Source organism: Paenibacillus sp. FSL R7-0026 (assembly GCF_038004485.1).
GTDB classification, from domain to species: domain Bacteria; phylum Bacillota; class Bacilli; order Paenibacillales; family Paenibacillaceae; genus Paenibacillus; species Paenibacillus xylanexedens_A.
Genome location: NZ_JBBORG010000001.1, coordinates 2,385,552 through 2,403,350, shown reverse-complemented (window position 1 = coordinate 2,403,350; position 17,799 = coordinate 2,385,552). Strand labels below are relative to the sequence as shown.

The 17,799-nt window shown below is 45.5% G+C and carries 15 protein-coding genes; 6 read left to right on the top strand and 9 right to left on the bottom strand.

Going from position 1 to position 17,799, the window contains the following annotated elements:
* Positions 1-82: 82 nt before the first annotated feature.
* The 9 genes from MKY44_RS11145 to MKY44_RS11105 form a co-directional block, all read right to left on the bottom strand.
* On the bottom strand, positions 83-400 hold the full coding sequence (locus tag MKY44_RS11145) for a hypothetical protein (protein WP_341007085.1): 318 nt from the start codon (positions 398-400) through the stop codon (positions 83-85).
* Between the two features lie 605 nt (positions 401-1,005).
* Positions 1,006-2,484: an AraC family transcriptional regulator gene (locus MKY44_RS11140; RefSeq protein WP_341007084.1), complete on the bottom strand. Its 1,479-nt coding sequence runs from the start codon at positions 2,482-2,484 to the stop codon at positions 1,006-1,008.
* Positions 2,485-2,828: 344 nt separating this feature from the next.
* A complete protein-coding gene (locus MKY44_RS11135) occupies positions 2,829-3,827 on the bottom strand; it encodes an ABC transporter substrate-binding protein (RefSeq protein ID WP_341007083.1) in 999 nt (332 codons plus the stop codon).
* Positions 3,828-4,005: 178 nt separating this feature from the next.
* Positions 4,006-4,380, bottom strand: a complete 375-nt coding sequence (locus MKY44_RS11130; protein ID WP_341007082.1) for a hypothetical protein — start codon at positions 4,378-4,380, stop codon at positions 4,006-4,008.
* Positions 4,381-4,402: 22 nt separating this feature from the next.
* Positions 4,403-5,065 (bottom strand): 3'-5' exonuclease, encoded by a 663-nt coding sequence (locus tag MKY44_RS11125; RefSeq protein WP_341007081.1) that lies wholly within the window; start codon positions 5,063-5,065, stop codon positions 4,403-4,405.
* A gap of 61 nt (positions 5,066-5,126) precedes the next feature.
* Entirely contained in the window at positions 5,127-5,705 is a 579-nt protein-coding gene (locus MKY44_RS11120; protein ID WP_341007080.1) for a histidine phosphatase family protein, read from the bottom strand.
* Positions 5,702-7,924, bottom strand: coding sequence for a class I SAM-dependent methyltransferase (locus tag MKY44_RS11115; protein WP_341007079.1), 2,223 nt, complete (start codon positions 7,922-7,924; stop codon positions 5,702-5,704). Before MKY44_RS11115 ends, MKY44_RS11120 begins: the two co-directional genes overlap by 4 nt.
* A gap of 399 nt (positions 7,925-8,323) precedes the next feature.
* Positions 8,324-8,770 carry a RidA family protein gene (locus MKY44_RS11110; protein ID WP_341007078.1) on the bottom strand — a complete coding sequence of 149 codons (447 nt, stop codon included), beginning with the start codon at positions 8,768-8,770 and terminating at the stop codon, positions 8,324-8,326.
* The gene (locus MKY44_RS11105) at positions 8,767-9,669 is read right to left on the bottom strand and encodes an AraC family transcriptional regulator (protein ID WP_341007077.1); all 903 of its coding nucleotides are present in this window, start codon (positions 9,667-9,669) and stop codon (positions 8,767-8,769) included. The genes MKY44_RS11110 and MKY44_RS11105 overlap by 4 nt, the downstream gene beginning before the upstream one ends.
* A gap of 127 nt (positions 9,670-9,796) precedes the next feature.
* Here MKY44_RS11105 and MKY44_RS11100 point away from each other — a divergent pair, with 127 nt between their 5' ends.
* The 6 genes from MKY44_RS11100 (at position 9,797) to MKY44_RS11075 (ending at position 17,795) form a co-directional block, all read left to right on the top strand.
* Positions 9,797-11,086, top strand: coding sequence for a Gfo/Idh/MocA family oxidoreductase (locus MKY44_RS11100; protein WP_341007076.1), 1,290 nt, complete (start codon positions 9,797-9,799; stop codon positions 11,084-11,086).
* Positions 11,087-11,202: 116 nt separating this feature from the next.
* On the top strand, positions 11,203-13,020 hold the full coding sequence (locus MKY44_RS11095; protein ID WP_341007075.1) for a sensor histidine kinase: 1,818 nt from the start codon (positions 11,203-11,205) through the stop codon (positions 13,018-13,020).
* Positions 12,995-14,551 carry a response regulator gene (locus MKY44_RS11090; protein ID WP_341007074.1) on the top strand — a complete coding sequence of 519 codons (1,557 nt, stop codon included), beginning with the start codon at positions 12,995-12,997 and terminating at the stop codon, positions 14,549-14,551. The genes MKY44_RS11095 and MKY44_RS11090 overlap by 26 nt, the downstream gene beginning before the upstream one ends.
* Before the next feature lie 116 nt (positions 14,552-14,667).
* Positions 14,668-15,582 carry a carbohydrate ABC transporter permease gene (locus tag MKY44_RS11085; protein WP_341009827.1) on the top strand — a complete coding sequence of 305 codons (915 nt, stop codon included), beginning with the start codon at positions 14,668-14,670 and terminating at the stop codon, positions 15,580-15,582.
* A gap of 5 nt (positions 15,583-15,587) precedes the next feature.
* Positions 15,588-16,427, top strand: a complete 840-nt coding sequence (locus MKY44_RS11080; RefSeq protein ID WP_264929101.1) for a carbohydrate ABC transporter permease — start codon at positions 15,588-15,590, stop codon at positions 16,425-16,427.
* Between the two features lie 39 nt (positions 16,428-16,466).
* The gene (locus MKY44_RS11075) at positions 16,467-17,795 is read left to right on the top strand and encodes an ABC transporter substrate-binding protein (protein ID WP_341007073.1); all 1,329 of its coding nucleotides are present in this window, start codon (positions 16,467-16,469) and stop codon (positions 17,793-17,795) included.
* Positions 17,796-17,799 lie beyond the last annotated feature (4 nt).

Below are 17,799 nucleotides of genomic sequence, written 5' to 3'. Positions count from 1 at the left end.
TTTATTTTTTTATTGGATATAAAAAAGCGCAAGAAGAATAAATCTCTCCTTGCGCTTCCAGATTGTAAATCTAATGAATTAGCTATTCCCATTCACCTTTTTTGATGTAAGTTGCATCATAAGCAACAATTACATTCGTTTTATCTGTTACCTTTTGTATATCATCGAACACAACTTCTTCTTCGCCGTAATCTACTAAACTCGAATCCACTTTCTCGAAGACCCCACAATCCTTCACATAAATTATATCTGGATGGTTAGAATCATATCGTAAGCTTTCAGGAAGATCTTCACCCGAAATTTCATGCGATTCGGCAACCGTAGTCGACGATATTACTGTAACAGGAATCATCCCAATAACAGCTACTACTAAAAGTACGGCCAAGATTTTTTTCCGCATAGGAAGTTCCTTTCTCCAATTCTATTTTTCCTATATTATACATTAAAATGGAATGTTATAATATTTTCTCTGATGTTGAATCCAGCGTGTTTGTTATTTTGTAGTTTGTCGCTCATTGTAATTCCTCCACTGTTTTAATTTTTAAAAACGAAAAAGACCGCCAGATATATGACGGCCAGGCTTCTGATTATTGAAATAGATACTTGAAAAATAAAACTGCACAAAGAACACCTATTATCAAAAATATAATTGCTGAGCCTCGATATTTCTTCCACATCCGAATGGCATTAGCAATATTTAGAATGCCTAGTGCAAGCATGTTAATACGAGAATCTACTTGAAACAAGTTATATACTAGCATAATGACAAATACTACCGAGGTACACCAGAACCAAATTGGAATTTTATCCTTGATCATTAATCTGCTCCTTTAGGTTATATCCTATCTGTTATAAGATATTCCTCAATCTAATTGAAATTCCTTTATTTAGTCTATTAAACAGATTCATAGAGTGCCTGTGAATTACATCACAAAATTTTGATAGCTTTGAAAGTTATATGGTTTTCTTGATTTTTTCGAAAAACATCTCACAGACCATTCATTATCAAGCCATAAACCTCAGTACATCCTCAATCTTCTTCCCATGAGAGATCACACCGTAGTTCATCCAACTCATGAAATCCACTTCGTACACATTGCCACTCTTCACCGCAGGCAGGCGCCTCCATTCGTCCCTGTCGAGCAGTTCGCGCTCATCTCCTGGTTTAGCAGAATTTCCAGTGTCAAATGTAATTAACAAATGATCCGCATTAAGCTGACTTAACTGGTCCAATCCAATGAAAATCCTCCGCTCGTGTCTTGTCCATTGCTGCACACGGGAGTGCGGAGTCAGTCCAAGATCCTGATAAATTACAGGGCCAACGTAACCCTGCTGATCCCCATAGAGAGTAATATCCGAAGCAGATATGCGTAAAAAAGCTACCGTCTGACCACGCATATAACGTGCTAACCGACTCTTAGCTTCCAATGCCTTATCCTCATACGCACCAATTACATCTTGAACCCGATTCACCTTCCCTAACACATCGGCTGTCGATCTCAAAATGGAGCGCCAATCCTCTCCCAGATGTTCTACGTAAAACGTAGGTGCTACCTGTTCGAACCGGTCCAGATTCCATCGATCATATCCCTTGTCCAGCATAATAAAGTCAGGTACATTGCCCAGATTAAACCGCGCATCCTGCTGGCTCACATCGAATTCGGGTACATCATCCAATCCCAAATAATGCTGTCTGCCCCAGGAATGATGCGAACATTGCAATACGGGTTTTACGCCAAGAGCCAACACAAAGTCCTCCAGATACGGAGCAAAGACACGAACCTCTTGACGGTAATGACGGCGATATAACCCAGGTGAAATACCAGCGTATTGCTTAAATCGGCGGCCAAAATAATACTCGCTGCTAAAGCCCACATTCTGTGCAATTTCATGGATGCGATCATCCGTCAGCTGCAATAGTTGTTTCGAGCGCTCCAGACGAACCGCATTTACATAATCAAGCGGAAGCTTGCCTGTAATCCTTTTAAATTGCCGAGTGTAGCTGGCTCTTGTTAGACCAATATCTGCTGCGAGCTCATCCACGGTTATGCTCTGATCATAATGGTCGCCAATATAACGAATTGAACTTTGAAGACGGGCACGATCATCAGGTACTTCTGTTTCGGGGGCACTCTGGCGAAGCAAGGCACGGAACCACTCCTGAAAACGAAGCTGTACCTCCCATTGCTCCAGCCAATCATCAGTGACATGTTGACGCAGTATTTGTTCCAAGGCTTCCAGACAGGAACTCCACGGACTGTAACTGAGTTGCATAAGAGGTAATAATGTCGGAGAATCTGGACTTTGGGAAAGTTCCTGCTGCTCCTCCGTGTTTCTTATAGACAAAGCGTTCGAAGTCTCTTCGCTTAACTCAGCCACCATCAGATCAAGCTTATAGTATTGCAAATCACTTTCTATCGAAGTAGAACCTTCTATTTTAATGGATGTTTCAGCGGGAACAAACATAATCATTCCTTTTTCCAAATGAACTTCCCGATCTGAGCAAAGCATCGAACCCTTCCCAGACGTTACAACGAATAGAGAGTGGGAAGACGATATTCTGTATAGCAAACGTTTATTAATATGTGATGTGTTGTGATCTACGTATTCCATATGTTGAAGCGTGCATAGCCAGGGCTTGGGAACCCATTGTATTATCGTGGGGCACATGTTCATCTTCCTTAACTGAGAATTGTTATCATTTAAAATAGTGTATACGAAAAAAGAAAGCTCTTCAACCCTGGCTGAAGAACTTTCTTATGGGATCATGCTCGAATCAATTTCATGACTCACTAAAAATGGATTAAGGTCTTATGAAATTGATTCACTTATGGAGTCATTTTTTCCAACAGATCATCAATTTTCATGGAATTCGCTGTAATCGCACCTGATTGCCAATGTGCTCTTTCCATGATATACACCTGATTGTTCTTAACCGCCGGAAGAGACTGCCACAACTTGCTGTCAAGTACCTTCAAAGCTTCCTTGTTCTCGGGGGAAGACCATTCACCATTGGAAGGGAAAATAATAAGATGATCCGCATCAAGTTGCGGGATGGCCTCCTCAGACAAGATTTCCTGATATTCTTCCATCTTGCTAACCAGAGGATGAGGTGTTAGACCAAGCTCAGAATAAATAAATCCGGTAAATCGATTCTTCACACCGAATAACGCCAGTGTATCATCGTTAACATTCAGCCGGACAACTGCGACGGTCTCGTCTCCAACCGCTTCCTGCAACTTCGCCTTAGCATCTGCAACCTTAGCTCCGAATGCCGTAGCAACTTCTTCACCCTTTTCCGGTTTACCCACAACATCGGCAATGGTTTTCAAAATTTGATTCGAATCCTGCAATACGCTCTCAGGCAAGCGATAGGTTGGTGCCACCTTGGAATACATCTCATATTTCTCCATATCCACTCCACCATCTACAATGATGAGATCCGGATCATATGCCAACAAAGCTTCAATGCTCCCTGTGGTGTCAAATTGCGGAACATCCAGTCCTAAATAATCCTGTACACCCCACAACGGATGATACCACTGCACTACAGGTGTAATATCTAGCGCCTTCAGATAATCCTCCACATATATTCCAGCAATCCGCTCTGGTTGAACCGGAATCGTCACATCTCCAAATTCATCCTGTACAACCCGTGTAGCAGGCTCTGTCTCGGTTTCAGTAGTATTTTCTCCAGAAGCTGCACTTTCAGTTGCAGGAGTCTGTTCCGCATTCGTAGCGGTATTTGTACTACATCCTGAAATAACTAGACCCATGAGCAATAATGTGATCGCCCACCCTTTGAAACCTTTAATAAAACCTACCATGTTACCCTTCACCCCTATGTGATCTGTTGATGTAACCGTGAGAATGTTATACATATAATGATTATCATTCTCATCTATTGCCTAGGTGAATTGTAACTCATGCTTCAGCCGACTCACAATGTACATTTGATGCTATTTTTTTATACAAACGAAAACAACCATATTGATCGCTCCCCGCTTATCGCAGGGGCAACCGACCTTGACGATAACTCTCCAATAGCTGATTCACAAAGGAATCTTGCATCACATCCTGTAACAGTGCAGCGCCAATTAAACCTATATCATCACTCACATATCCCGCTAACTCAGGTTCGCCGGTGAGAGCCAAGGTCTGTTTAAACGCCTGTTCCCTGCATGCGCGCAGCACCTCTTCTTCAGCTACCGCGGTATCTTGAGCCCATCGTTCAAAAGCTTGCATCCACTCGTCAGCAAATGCAGAAGCATCCCTTTCATCCAAGTAAATTTCCACATCCAATCCTTCGAATGTCTGCTGGGTCAGAATCCGTCCCTTGTTAAGATCAAACAGTAGCTTCTCCACATCCGTTTTGCTCATTGATCTCCCCTCCAGTTCATCATCATGTCAGATACATCTCAGGTATAACAAAACGCTTCATCATTCGATTAGAATCGGCTGTAAAATGATCCAATTGAAGTTCCTCATATTCGCTAAGGATACTTTCAAAGATACGAGCAATCACACCACAATCTGCCAAAGCATTGTGCCTGTGAATTCCATCTGTATTCAGATCGTAATACCGAATCAGAAAATCCGTAGAGACGACCTCGGTAATCTCAGGATGAATGTAGGTGAACATCGCTTTTGTATCCAGCACCGGGTTAGTCAACATCGGGAGACCATACTCATCACAATGCCGCTTCAAGATGGGCAGGTCATACTCATATCCGGCTTGTGTCACCAGAACGTTATCCCCAATGAATTCCTGAAAGGTCTGAAATGCTTCTACAAACGAAGGAGCTTCCAACATATCCTCATTCGAAATGCCTGTTAACTTGGCCACAGGTTCCGGTATAGGTTTGTTCGCACGTGTAAGTGAAGAAAATGTTGTATTGCATTGTTGACCTCTTTGGTAATGCATCGCACCAAATTGAGTCACACTCTCCACCACAGGGTTAATGCCCGTACCTTCGAGATCAAATATGCAGTACATTCTATCCTGTAATGAAGATACGCTTAGATTTTCAATAAAGTATGTATCAGGCAACAGCGTAATTTTCATCCGTCCAACTCACTCCTCTCCACTATCATTCTGGCTGATGCATTTCTTATATAGAACTCTGTTACTCCCACAATCGGGTGACCTGGACCAACTTGCGCGTTCCATCAAACTGCAACTTATAAATATCCGGCATCGTAGTCTTCTCCCAGAAATCGTAACCGTAGGAAGAATCATAATGTTGTAAAATAAGTGTCATGACATCTCCATGGGTTCCGATGACTACCTTGTGACCCACATGTTTATCCAAAATTTTCTCAATCACCGCTACTGCCCTTGAGTGAGCCTGTTCATCAGACTCCCCACCTGGATACGCATACGTAAGATCACGGTACAACCGCTGTTTGGCTTCACGAAAATTATCATGCTTCACATCTGAACTCGACAACTGGCGTTCCCGCAAATCTTCCTCTGTCACCACAATTCCACCTGACCGATCTGCCAGTATTTGAATCGTATCTACCGCTCGCCTGTAAGGGCTAGAATAGAACAGTTGAATCCGCTCCCCATGGAGCAGATTGGCAACCGTTCCCGCATCTTGATGACCTTGCTCTGTCAGTCCACGCTCGCGTTCCTGTCCTTCATCATATCGAGACTCCGCATGTCTGACAAAATACAAAAACGTACTGGCTTCGCTCATCATCCATCCGCCAACCCTTTTTTCTTCTCAATGACAATCAGGCAGGTACTGTCTGGCAAAGGCGCAGGCTCACCATTTTCCTCCATGAAGATCATTCGTTCACCAAGTGCCTCCGTGTACCCCTCCTGAAGGAAATGTCGGAGCGTAATAATCTCGGCTTGTTCACCCAGCGCTGCTCGAATACAGTTCTCATAGGCTGTCGGCGTGAATATACCGAACTGCTCCTGAATTTCATGCACGTATGCCTCTTCCCCCCACGTATAGGTATAGAGAAATTCCATCGCATCGTTGATCGGCAATACAACCTCATTGTCTGAGACCCGCTCATATTGAATTGCACGTCCTTGAAAATCCTCTGCATACCGCTCCAGCCAGCGCATTCCATCCGGTTCCAGAAAACGAATCCGGCGCTTCTGTGCCTCCGGTTCACTCATGATGCCATCCCGAATCAGAATTCTTCCTCCAGGTGACAGCACACGGAATGAACTTCTCAGCGCGGCCACAACCGTATCGGAATTAAATCTTCGACCGTCCAGTTCAATATAGGAATATAGTTCATGCAGAATGGATGAAAAAATAACCGTATCCACGGTGCCCGGCTGCACATATTGCTCCAGTTGCAGGGCATCGCCCTTCAACACTTGCCAGCGATGTCCCTCACGTTGTTTTTTGCGTTCCAACGCTTCAATGACATTGGCTGAGATATCGATACCAATAGGCTCCACTTCCGGTTTTTCCTGCTCAATCAGATCCAGCAGAATTCCTCCACCTGGACCAATATCCAGTACCCGTTTACCAACGATATAGTCAAGCAGTACTTTTTTATAATCACCGGAGCTGTTCATATCGGACAAATACGTCTCTTCGTTGTGGAAACGGTCATAGGCATCCCGGCGCAATCCGAACAGGTCAAATAACAGCAGTACAGCCTTCTCGTATAATGGTGACTTTTCCGCTTCAATACAGAATGCAATCAGCTTCTCAGCCGCTGGGGAAAATTCAAAGGTCACAAACAGTGTATCGGGCAGATCCGTATGACGTTCAATGCGATGGGTTAGATGGGGATAGACGATCTGCTCCCCTGCCGTAATCTGTTCCCATGTATACTGTTCCAAATATTTTTCAATCATTCGTTTCTTGTAAATATTGAGCTTCTTGACGCCTTTGTAGTCGTAATACATCGTATTCATCAATGGTTCGAAGCTGATATGGCGAACGATTTCAGATCGACTCTCCATGGATGTTGGATGCATGCTCTCGCTGCGAAGCGTCAACAGGAACACTTTTACCATCTCCTGCAACGAAAAATCCTGCAGGGCAGACTCCACATACCACAGCGTACGATGAGCCAGCGGAGCCAGCGCCTGTTCTACATCCAGTTCCGTTTGGAGCTTGGCGTAAGCCTTATCCATAGCTTCTCCCTGCCGAATGGATAAACTTCTTAAGCGGGATAACCGTTCCTTCACGCTCCAGTCCTCATGATCTGGTCCAGCGATAATCCAGCCTACAATGCGCTGTACCTCAACCTGAACCTGATTCCATAACGCTGGATCAACGCCTGCAATAATGCATTCATTTAATGCCATCAGTATAGTGTGCAATTCATCTGTAGTAAGCCATCCTTTGACGATCAAGGCGTGGAGCGAAGCATTCTCAGCAAATGGAATCTCTCCACGTATGTATTGACCAATAAGTCCATGCGTAGCAATTAGAGTACGTATAATCTCATGCCTTGGAGTGTGTGTATTCAGCGCATCATGCTCGCTTATATCCGCATTCTTACTTAAGGCATCGCCCGGAGAACCAAGTTGATATATACTCGTCTCCTTGGTCTTACCGATGTCATTATCCAGGTGCTCTGCCACTGCGTATAAGTCATATAACTGAGCGGACCCCACATTGTGTACAAACAAGTTAACGCCCTGCTTTTGCCATACCCGCCGTTGCTCCCGTGATCCGGCCTTCGCTGTCTCTGACCAGATTAATACTTCCTCCAGAATTTCTCGCACCCAAAAAGAAACCTGAAGCTCCTCCAGCACGTGAAGTGTACGCTCTGTGTAATCCAGCACCGGATTTGTTCCCTCAAGTTCGGCAATGGAATGAATACGTTCGAGGTTAATATGGGGCTTCTCTGCAGCTGCCAGCAGTTGCAACCATAGCTGCTGGACTTCCGGCGTGTTTCCTGACTTGTATGATTGTATGGCCTTTAATGAATGCAGCATGAATAAGTCCCCTCTTTCTCTACCCTTATATAAAATGATTAGATTCATTTATTGAAGTTAAACTATTGTATAACTGGCTCTGTATCTTCCGGCAATGTGCCGCTCATTAATATTACCCAGCTTCGAGCCACATCACCCGCAGGATCACCCCGACATACCAGTCATCCAATCGTTGACCCCCAGTATGGATCATAGCCTTACTGAGCATAACATTATCAGGGTGAAAATCGCCATGACAGATCTGCTGTTAATCAGGCAATGTTGTCTTCATTCTGGACTACATTGAGTGGAGAATCCATTTTATATAAGATGCTCGAATTGTGAGGCGTTCCGTATGGAAGCTCTCGGGTATCGTTAGCATAATCGGATTAAATGAAGACGATTCTGTCAACGTTATACCTACTCCTCCACCTGAAAAATAGAATCAATGATCAGCGGCAAATTATCTCTCACGGACACTGCACCGAATACTGAACGAGCGTGTACCCCCTGTTCCCCGAACACCTCCATCATCAGATCCGAGAAACCATTCAGCACCTTATGATGCTCCTGATATGAAGCGGACGCATTGATAAAGCCCTGCACTTTAACCACTCTCTTCACCCGATCCAATGAACCCAGCACATCTCGAACAACAGCAAGCACCTCCAGTCCAGCATTCCGGGCAAATTCATATCCCTGTTCTGTTGTGAAGTCTGATCCCAGTTTGCCGCGTTCGGAGGTATCAGGTCCTTTTCCGGATACATACATGATTCCATTCACAATAACGGCATTGGCGTATTTCGCTGCGGGGGCACTCGCCTGTGGCAAAATGATCCCCAGTTCATTTAATCTTGCTTCAATCATCGTATATTCTCTCCCTCTTTTACGGTCCTCAGGGAACCCGATTCCTTGTATTCCTGTCGGTAGACTCTTGGTGATACCTGAACGGTACGTTTGAACATCTTGCCAAAATGAGAGAAGTTACTGAATCCCGCAAGCCAGGCGATATCCGTAACGGATTCCTCACTTTCCCGCAGCAAACGCTGTGCTTCCTTCACCCGTAACAGATTCAGATAATCACTGAAGGTAAACCCCGTCGTTTGTTTGAACAATCGACTCAGATAATGCGGACTAATGCGAAACATACCCGCCACCTCCGGTAATGTCAGTGGTTTCTGATAATTTTCATTCAGGTAACGCACGACGGCCTGTGTCTTGGGATGAAGAACAGGCTCACGATCATCGGAGCATAATCTGCCCAGATGCTGATTCCGATAGGCATGGAGCAACAATTCAACAGCCCGGTGACGGAGCAACAGGTTGCTTCCAGGTTGAGGACAAAGCATTTCATCCACCATTTCGCTAACCATCCGTTCTAGAACCTCAGTGACTTGAGATGGAAACCTTACAATAGGAATCTCCCAACAGAAGGGTTCCTTCAAGCCTTCAACTAACTCTGCGGAAATAGCTATGGCTGCAAAAAGCTCAGGCTTCAAATACAGCACCATCCGTTCATGGTCAGGCATGCCACTCTCCAATGTTTTATGAACCGTATTACGGTCAACAAACACCAGATCACCGGCCTTTACCCGGTAGGTCCGGTCCTTAATGAAATAGATACGCTCACCAGACAAAAGATAATATAACTCATAATGATCATGCAGATGGTCATCCGTCATCGAGAAATATCCAATGCGACGATCATATTCGATGTGCAGCAAATCCGTGGGATCATGAAAATCTGCACTGAAAGGTTCTGTCATATCGCCCTCTCTCCTTTTCATAAATTATAGCAAAATATGCGGCATTTGAAAGCGATTACGCATAAAATGCGGCGAAAGAAGTACTCCCTTGTTATAGTCTAGAGCTATATTCAAGGAGGCGATAGACATGAGTAACAAGAAACGTTATGTATTAGTCGGAACTGGCGGCCGCGCCGAATTTTTTTATGGTGCTTTGACCCGGGATTACAGGGATACATCCGAGCTTGTCGGCTTTTGTGATATAAATCAAGTCCGCATGAACTACGCGAATCAACTATTAAAGGAAAAGTACGAGTATCCTGAGGTACCCACTTATCCTGCAGATCAGTTTGATCAGATGATTGAGAACGAGAAACCTGACTATGTCATCGTAACGAGCGTTGACCGTACTCATCACAAGTACATCATTCGCGCGATGGAACTGGGTTGTGACGTTGTCACCGAAAAACCGATGACCATTGATGAGGAGAAATGTCAGGAGATTCTGGATGCTGTCAAGCGGACTGGCCAGAACGTAAGAGTCACCTTTAACTACCGTTATGCACCGCACCATACTAAGATTCGGGAACTTATTCTGAATGATACCATCGGGAAAGTCACTTCCGTTCACTTCGAATGGCTGCTGAATACCCGCCACGGGGCAGATTATTTCCGCCGTTGGCATCGGGACAAGCGTAATAGCGGCGGACTGCTCGTTCACAAATCCACCCATCACTTCGACTTGGTGAATTTCTGGATCGGCTCGCAACCAGATACCGTGTTTGCATTTGGTGATCTGATGTATTACGGCAGAGAAAACGCAGAAGAACGCGGTGTAACGCAGTTCTACAACCGGGCAACCGGCAACCCGATCGCAAAGGATGATCCTTTTGCACTGCATTTGGATTCAGACGCACATATGAAGTCCATGTATCTGGATGCCGAATCAGAAGATGGTTACCAGCGCGATCAGAGTGTATTTGGGGATGGCATCAACATTGAGGATACGATGGGTGTTCTTGTGAAGTATCGGAACAAAGCCATTCTGACCTACTCCCTCGTTGCCTACCAGCCATGGGAAGGTTACCGCATTGCCATTAATGGCACCAAAGGCCGGATTGAGATGAACATTGTGGAGCAATCCTATGTCAATTCATTGGGTGACAAAAGTAAAGAAGGTGCATTAATCGGTAAAACGTTGCGCGTTCTTCCAATGTTTGATGCGCCATATGAGGTTGAAGTGGAAGAGAAAGCAGGTGGACATGGCGGAGGTGACCCGGTTCTGCTGAATGATCTGTTTGGAGAGCCTATAGAAGATCCGTTCCATCGCGCTGCTAACCACGTGGACGGTGCCAGATCCATTCTGACTGGGATTGCTGCCAATCGCGCCATCGCCACGGGTTTGCCTGTCAATGTCAATAATCTGGTTCGTTTCTAAGTCTCCCAGGTCTGCACTACATTATTAATTTCATTTAAAGGCTGCGCATATCACGCAGTCTTTTTTTATATTTTTATAATTAATCTGCACGTCGACTCGGTAGAAGGAGGAAATCCATGTTCTTCTCTTTAAAAAACCGCCTGATTGCCTTTATCGTTGTCCTGTTTGTCCTCGCTTTTGGCACACTCTCCTACCTACTCTTCAAGGAATCACGCACGGTCATTCGCTCTTACATCGAATCCTCTGCTCTTGAGAAAATGGAGGAGTACGGTTCATATGTAGACATGGTACAGATGCAGATCTATGATGTCGCCTCTCTTGTTTTCAATAGTGATATGGGCAAAAACTGGGATAATGCGATCGGAGATCCGAATCTTTCGGAAGGAGAAAAGATGCTGGCCAACCTCGCGATGAGCCGTTTTCTCACTCAGGCAACTAACAGTTACACCAGTATCTCGGATGTATCCATCTATCGACGGAATGGACTGCGAATTGGCAGTGAGAATCAGGTAGCGTATGATCCTGCCTTTCAACAAGAATCATGGTATACGAATTTCTACACGTTGGGGGAACGCTGGTTACCTGCACACACCGACCAACATGAACGTGTGAGAGATCATGGCAATCCGGTGGTCAGTCTGCTGATGCCCATAGGCACCTTTCATCATGCTACAGCGCAGAGTGTCATGAAGGTAAATGTCAGTGAATCCTATTTTCTGGAGCCGCTCCGTCGCATACATCTTGCGGAGAGTAGCACTATTTTTCTGCTGGGCGAGCAAGGAAATCCTATTCTCTCACAGCAGGTAGACACGTTGGGTGCTGTAGCTACCGCAGAGATCGATCGTATTCGAAACAGCCCGCTCAAATCCGGCGTCACATATCTCACAAACCAGGAAGGACAGCGAGACATTCTTGTATTCAAGAAACTGGGACGTACGGGCTGGATGTTGGCGGGGCTGGCACCGGAAAAGGAAATGTACCTCTCTCTCCATAAGCTCCAAAGCACGATTGTGGTGGTGACGATTGCCCTGATTCTGATCTCCCTCTTGGCTGCTGCATGGTTATCTCATGGCGTAACCAAACCTTTGACCAGACTGGTACTGGCGATGAGACAGGTTCAACGAGGTGCTTTTGACCAAGCGGATTCACTTCTTCCTCCGGATAAAAATGTAAAGAGCGAAATCAGTTATGTAATCTTCACCTTCCGTTATATGATCAGTCAGCTGCGGCAGCATATCCAGAATGAATTTGAACTGAAACTTCTTCGCCAGCAAGCAGAGTACAAAGCACTTCTCATACAGATTAATCCACATTTTATGTTTAATACTCTGGAGCTGGTGAGCAGTCTTGCCATTCAGCGTAGAACGGATGATACGGTTCAGGTCATTGAGGATTTGGGTAAAATGATGCGCTTTTCTATCAATACCACTGACGACCGTGTTCCCCTAACCGAAGAGCTGGATTATGTGCAGCGTTATATCTCCATTTTGCAGACTCGTTTCGGTCATAAGCTCGACATTTCGGTAATGTTAGAAGGCACACTGAACTCCGTGGTCATCATCAAGTTTATTCTTCAACCACTTATTGAAAATGCAGTGAAATACAGCTTCCAGCATCAGACAACAGCTCAGGTACAGATACGGATCAACCGGATGTATGATCGTCTGCACATTAGCGTTTCAGACAACGGACCAGGTATTCCAGCAGAAATAATCAATAAGTTGCAACATCCGGTTGCTCCCTCCTCATTGGAATCCATATTGCATAATGAAGGCTGGCATATTGGACTGGGCAATGTCATTGCTCGTTGCCGTCTGCATTATGGTGGCTTGTTCACGGTCCACATGGAAAACGATGAAAACGGAGGCGCATGTATTGAACTGACTCTACCCGTACAGGAGGAATATGATGTACAACGTATTAATCGCAGATGACGAGATCGAAGTTCGCGAAGGCTTGAAATTGAAAGTCGATTGGCATGGCATGGGTTTTGTCATAACAGGAGAAGCCTCTAACGGGATCGAAGCGGATGAACTTTTGAAATCTGAACATTTTGACCTGCTGATTACCGATATGAACATGCCTGTCATGGACGGTGTCCGATTACTGGATGTCTGCCGCAGTTATAATCCTTCTATCCAGATTGTCATTATCACGGGTTATGAAGATTTTCAATATGCCAGAGCGGGGGTCCGCAGCCAGGTGATGGATTATTTACTGAAGCCTGTAACTCGTGATGAACTGAAAGCGACATTAGGCAAAATCAAAGAAAATCTGGATGTACAACGTAAAATACGAGGCGATTCCGAATTGATGCAATGGCGACTCTCTCAGTATTACAGGGAAATGAAGGAACGTTTCCTTCTTGATCTCGTCAAAGGCAATCGCCTACCGCCTTCCTCCATGCCAGAACGGCTCAGATTATTTCATCTCGAATCATGGCAGGATCAGAAGATCTGTTTCATCACCGCGAGTATAAGTCAATCGGACAAGCAGGATATTCGAAAAGATCGCTTACACGAGCAGATGCATCTTCCTTTCGAGATGGTATGTTATGAAATCGCCCAGTCTGATTCAGACAATGTCCAGGTTTTTCATGATTCGGCACACGCAGGGATCATGCATTTCATGGTACAAGACGGTATGCAGCATGAATTCATCCAACAGCTCACGGGACATACGGCATCTGTTTTTTCCATGGAACTCAAGATTGGGGTGGGGCTTTCTGGTTCTGGACTTGAGCACTGGAAAGAAGGTTATATACATTCCCTTCTGGCATGGAATTCAGCTGAACGGGCTGGCAGCGGGCCAAACCCTCAGGCAGGAACAGATTATAGTCCATTACTTCCTGAAGAAACGACACGCCTGCTGCATCGTTGCCTCATTCGAGGGGAACTGGACTCCTTCCGCAGCATCATCCGCAAGGAACTTCACGAGGCATTCCAGCTTTCTCCCTCCCGAATGACACGAAGCATTTTTCAAATGTCACTGTTGATGAATTTTCCTATGGCCCCGGAATGGATACTGTGGCTTAAGACGCCAGATCAAGCAGAACGCTTATTAATGCAATGGGCTCAAGACTTCCTGAGTCGACAACTTCCTTCAGAAGATGGGGATGGGACGGTTATAGATTTAGCCAAGCGATATATCGAGGAGAACTACATGCAGGAGCTAACGTTAACGTTACTCGCTGAACGATTTAACTATTATCCTACCTATTTCTCCGAATTGTTTAAGGAAGGTGCAGGTACCTCTTTTATTCAGTATGTGACGGGCGTTCGGATGAAACACGCCTTGCAACTGCTGAAGGAAACCCAATTAACCGTGTGGGATATTACAGAACTGACCGGTTTCAGTTCGCCAAGTTATTTCAGCTCGAAATTCAAAAGAATGTTCAACATGAGTCCTTCAGACTATCGCTTGCAGCATTCCGAAAAAATCGATAGCCATGATCCGAAGAAATGAGATTCAAGCTGCTCCCCTTCCCCGGTATGATGTGGTTACCAAGAGAAAGCCGTATGTTGTAAGCGGATTCATAATTGGTAACCATTATTCTTACCCATTCAGAAGGGAGGCACATGATGAGAAAACAGACCAAGCCCTTATACGGTCAGCACAATACCACAGCCTACTTGTTTCTTCTACCCTGGCTGATCGGACTCTTCTGTCTGACACTAGGACCAATGGTTGCGTCCCTATACTTATCCATGACCAAATTCAACCTGCTGTCATCACCGACTTGGACCGGACTTAGCAACTATGTTCACATCTTTACCGAGGACGATACCTTTCGCAGGTCCCTCGGGCTGACGTTTTATTATGTCTTTCTATCCGTTCCACTAAGGCTCGCCTTTGCTTTACTGGTGGCGATGGCGCTGAACAAAGGTATTCGAGCCCTTGGCATCTACCGGACTGTATATTACATCCCTTCCCTCTTGGGCGGCAGCGTCGCGATTGCAATCGTCTGGCGGCAACTTTTTGAGGGGAACGGACTGGTTAACCAGTTTTTAAGCTGGTTTGGTATCTCAGGTCCATCCTGGATTGCGCATCCGGATTATGTGGTCTATACCATCATCACACTATCCGTGTGGCAATTCGGGTCTGCCATGGTCATCTTTCTTGCTGGTTTGAAACAGATCCCGACAGACTTATATGAAGCTTCCGATGTCGATGGGGCGGGAAAGATACGTCAATTTTTCGGAATTACCCTGCCCATGCTCTCCCCCGTTATCTTTTTTAACCTGATCATGAGCATGATCAATTCCTTCCAGGCGTTTACACCAGCTTATGTGATCGGGGATGGCCGCGGGGGTCCACTCGACGCAACGATGTTCTATACCTTGTATCTGTATCTGAAAGGTTTCTCGTTCTTTGATATGGGTTATGCTTCGGCTTTGGCTTGGATCATGTTGGTCATTATCGGAGTATTTACCGCAATCGTCTTTGTCACATCCCGATTTTGGGTGTTCTACGGGGATAATCAGGAGGGGAGGTAATGCATATGCCAATCAAACGACAACTGGTTCAGGCCGGGAGGCATGCCGCCATTATACTCCTCGGTCTACTGATGTTATATCCAGTACTATGGTTGATTCTCAGTTCGTTTAAACCGAATCATCTCATCTTCACCAGTGGCAGTCTTTTCCCAACCAGCTTCACGCTGGAGCACTATATTAATGGCTGGAAAGGTCTGCAGGGCATCTCCTTCGGCCGTTTCTTCAGCAACTCCGTGCTGATCTCGGTCATGAGTGTGCTGGGCAATGTGATCTCCTGTTCCCTTGCAGCCTTCGCCTTCTCCAGATTGAAGTTTAGATTCAAAGGCCTGTGGTTCAGCATGATGTTGGTCACAATTATGTTGCCTTACCATGTTACTCTGGTGCCCCAGTACATTCTCTATAATGAGCTTCAATGGATTAATACGTATTTCCCGCTGATTCTGCCCAAGTGGCTTGCGCAGGATTCCTTCTTCATCTTGCTTATGGTTCAATTCATACGCGGTATACCGCGAGAGCTGGACGAGAGTGCAACCATTGACGGCTGCGGGCAATCACAGATCTTTTTCCGAATCGTAGTGCCTCTGCTCGTTCCAGCACTGATTACAACCGCGATCTTCACCTTCCTGTGGAGCTGGGATGACTTTTTCAGCCAGATGATCTATCTGAGCAAAATTGATCTGTTCACCGTGCAGTTGGGCATTCGATCTCTCTTTGATCCATCAGGACAATCCGATTGGGGCGCATTACTCGCCATGTCCACCCTGTCACTGCTTCCCGTGACCATCATCTTTTTATTGTTTCAACGATATTTCCTTGAGGGCATTGCAACGACAGGTCTGAAGTAACAATACGTTTCTCATTATCCATAGACAGGGGGATTTACCATGTTCAAACGTTTCATGATCGGTATGATCAATTCACTTTTGTTATTCGTAACAGCTTGCTCTGGAACAGACCATACAGGGGCTTATGATAATGCAGGCAATGGTAATGATAATGGAACTACCGAGGGCGGACAGGTCGAACTTCGCATCATGTGGTGGGGTGACCAGAAACGGGCAGATATTACGAATGAAGCCCTGAAGATCTTTCAGGCGAAACATCCGGATATTAAAATTGTAGGAGAATTTGCACCTTCCTCCGGATATTTCGACAAGCTGAATACCCAATTGGCATCAGGCACAGCACCAGATATCTTTTTTCTCGGTGGAAATGTCGTAGACTATGCCAAAAAAGATGTCCTGCTTAATCTGGACCCGTATGTAGGCAACGAACTGAATCTGGATGGTATGGATGAAACCATGATCGAATACGGACGTCTCGACGGGAAGCTGCAACATATTTCTGCCGGTGCGAACGCACGAGGAATTGTTGTTAACAAGGCACTCTTTGAGAAAGCCGGCGTGCCTTTGCCAGCTTCAGATTGGGACTGGGCGGACTATGCCGCCATTAGCAAGGAGTTGTCCGACAAGCTCGGAGACGGCTTCTATGGAACGTACAATTTTACCGTCGACGGAATGGATATTTTTCTAAAACAACGGGGTAAACAACTATATGACATGAAAAACGGCACACTCGGATTCGCCAAAGAAGATATTCTGGAATGGTTCCAGTATTGGGAAAAGACTTCGGCATCCGGCGGTGTAGTTACACCGGAATTGCAGGTATCCAACCCGCATGATGACACCAGTAAGTCCCTGTTAATCACAGGCAAAGCAGCCATGACTCTACTACCATCCAACCAACTTGCTGCATTCCAGAGTTTGACGGAAGATCCTCTGGTGTTACTCCCTGTACCACGAGGCCCTAAGGGAACGGGTGTTGTATTTGAATCCAGTCAGGGATTATCAGGTTATGCCAATACCAAACATCCGAAGGAAGTGGCAACGTTAATGGATTTCTGGATTCATGATCCTGAAGCAGCCAAAATCCTTGGTAATGACCGTGGCGTGCCCGTTACAGAAGCCAATCGAAATCTTCTTCAGGAGGGTGCAGGCCCTGTGGAGGAGATTGTCTATAACTATACAAACCTTGTCTCTGAAGCTACGAAGACTGAACCTTTTGACGTGAGTTACAACCCACCTGGGTTTGCAGAGTTCTCCAAGTTAGCTCAGACAACGAATCAGGAGATCGGATTTGGACGAAAAAGTGTGGAGCAAGCTGTCTCCGACTTCTATAACGGGACCGTTCGTATTTTTGAATCGAATCAATAACTAG